A 2,728-nucleotide genomic window follows, 5' to 3' on the forward strand; every position below is an offset into this window, starting at 1 on the left:
GGACAGGGTCGGCTTCAGCTCCCAGCCAGAGGCGAGCGGCATGGCGCCGGTGAGCTGGAGCTGGTCATTGTTCAGCCACAGACCGATGCCTTTGCCAGTCGGCAGCAGAAAGTTGTTCTCGTTGTTCCATTGGTTGTAGCGCACGCCGAATTCGCCAACATCGGTCAGGACACCAGCGCCGAACTGGGCGTTGAGTTGATCAAAATTGGTGAACGGAAGCTCGCCGGTGAACTTGGGATCACTCGGATTGCCCGACTCGGCCGCCGTCGCGGCATTGGGGGTCGTCAGATCGCCCGCGGACCGACCCATGATGCCGGCATCCAGGCTGAAGCGGTCGGTGCTGGCGCGCGCCTTGGCGCCGGTATCCCATTGTTCATTGTTGCTGTGGTAGACGAACAGGGTATCGGCCAGGGCTTCGCTCTCGCCCTCTGGCATGAACACGAAGGCTGGCGCCTGCACATCGATAGCGCCACCGAGCGCCCCCGAGCCGTAGAGCAGGCTCGAGGCACCCCGGACCACCTCGATGCGCCCGGCAAGGAAGGGATCGATGTTGGGTGGATGCCGCGCACCATACTGCTGGTAGTCAACGCCAATCCCGTTCGATAACACCTGAATCTGATTGCCGCTGAGGCCGCGAATCACCGGCTTACCGACCATGTTTCCGGCCGTGATCGAGGCGACGCCGGGCAAGGTCTCCAGGGTCTCGCCTAGCGTGAACCGCTGGCGGCGACGCAGGTCTTCGCCAGCCAAGACATCGATGTTCGCCGCCTGCAGCATCGGATCACCCGGCACCGGCACACCGGCCGTGACCTCGATGGCGTCGAGCTCAACCGAGAACCCTTGGTCGTCGCTCATCGGTTGCGCGAGCAGTGATGTAGCAAGACCGCCGAGGAGCAGCCCGGCCAAGAACGTGCGATTGAAGTTGTTCATCATGTTCAGCCTGTTTCGCAGCATTGGGATTCAGTGCAAAAGCGTGATGGTATAACATATAGCACCGAGCTGCATCGACGCAACTGTCGTTGCATTTTTGCCCTAGCGATCCGGTCCCTCCGGTGAGCGGGGCACCTGACCCCAGTCAGTTTTCATACCTTTTGTAAAAAAGTAATATCCTTGCTGCATCAAACGATTCCTGTCGCGAGGCAAACATGGCCTGTCTTGGTCTTCAGCAGTGCAGCATCGCCGTCGTTATCGCCGGCTTATCCTTGACTTGCAATGGGGTGATCGCGCAAGCACAGGAGGCGCCCAGCATCGACGATGAGGTTCTGCTGCTTGACCCGATCGAGGTCAGCGCGGCGCCGATCTACTCGGTTCAGTACCCTGGCGATACGCTCTACACTGGGAGTGCCCTGACCGAGGCAGGTCGGCAGATGAGCGGTGCCGCTGGACGCACCAACATCTATGCCAACCTGGATCTGCTCCCCGGCGTCGACACCGAGACCCTCGATCCCTATGGACTTGGCGGCACCTTCATGCGCATACGCGGCATCAAGAGCCAGTTCGTTGGCATGTCGATCGAAGGCTTGCCGAACTACGGCATCATGCCGATTGGCGCGCGCCCGCAGCTCTATGATGTCGAGAACATCGAGACGCTAGAACTCTACAAAGGCATGGCACCGCTGGCGATCGGCTCTGCCGTCGGCAACCGCGGTGGCGCCATCGCACTGCGCTACCGCCGCCCTGAGCCGGAGGCTGCAGCCGAGATCAGCCAGGCGCTCGGCTCGGACAATTACAGTCGCACCTTCGCACGGATCGACAGTGGCGTCTTTGGTCCGGACCTCCGAGCATTCCTTTCCGGCTCCTATACCGATGCCGACAAGTGGAAGGGCGCGGGCTCGCTCGGTCCGCGTCAGAACCTGGCCTTCGGCCTCAGCGTCGGGCTCGATCAGGGCGGTCCGACCGGCGAGCTGTTTTTCAACGCCACGGATGAGGACTTCAACGCGTTCCGTGCACTGAACTACGAGCAGGCTCGCGATGTGAGCCGCTATCGAGACTTTGACTATAACCGCCACCGAACTGGTGACCCCGCCGTTGATGTTGACTACTTCGATTACTACCACAGCAGTAGCGAGAACCGCGATCTGCTGACCATCGGCAGCCTGCCGCTGTCTTTCGGCACCCTGACATTCAAGCCCTACTATGCCGAAGAACAGGCCGAGATTCGCAACGGCCGACAGGATCGGTTTCGCGACCTGAACCGCTATGGCCTCAATGCCGACTTCATCGGCGAGATCGGCGGCTTGGAGATCAGTACCGGCTATTGGTGGGAGTCGGCGGATCTGGAGAAGTCGGTGCGCCGGATGCGCGTCACCCCAACAGGCAGGGATTACGCCGGCTGGGCCTACCTGGCCGAGAACGATGGGCGCGGTAGCATCCATAGCCCCTATTTCCAGCTCGGACAGCAAGGCGAGCGCCTGCGCTGGCAGGCTGGCATCAAGTATTTCCAGTACACCGAGCCGGCAAGCACTGCCTTTCGCACCAATGCGGACACCCCGGCCGACTGGAACGCAGCCCGCCGCCATAACCTGGGACCGAATCCAGACTTGAGCCTGGACGCCTTTACCTTTGACGCCTGGCTACCGAATCTCGGCATCAGCTGGGCGCTTGATCCGAGTGGCGGCACGGAGGTCTACGCGAACTATGGTCGCAATTACATGCGGCCCTACGCGTTCGTCCCGGTCACCAACATCGTCGCGAGCAACCTCGCCCGCTTCGAGGCCGCGGGGATGAA

At 61.4% G+C, this 2,728-nt stretch carries 2 protein-coding genes; one reads left to right on the forward strand and one right to left on the reverse strand.

The genetic code is table 11. The annotated features are described in order from the left end of the window. Positions 1-933, reverse strand: a 933-nt coding sequence (locus tag VBE63_RS26940; protein WP_323686075.1) for a TonB-dependent receptor plug domain-containing protein, incomplete at its 3' end; no start/stop codon positions are given. 284 nt (positions 934-1,217) lie between these two features. Here VBE63_RS26940 and VBE63_RS26945 point away from each other — a divergent pair. Continuing rightward, positions 1,218-2,728 (forward strand): TonB-dependent receptor plug domain-containing protein (locus VBE63_RS26945; RefSeq protein ID WP_323686076.1); only part of this gene is annotated, 1,511 nt, incomplete at its 3' end.

The organism is Lamprobacter sp., from assembly GCF_034860625.1.
Taxonomy (GTDB): domain Bacteria; phylum Pseudomonadota; class Gammaproteobacteria; order Chromatiales; family Chromatiaceae; genus Lamprobacter.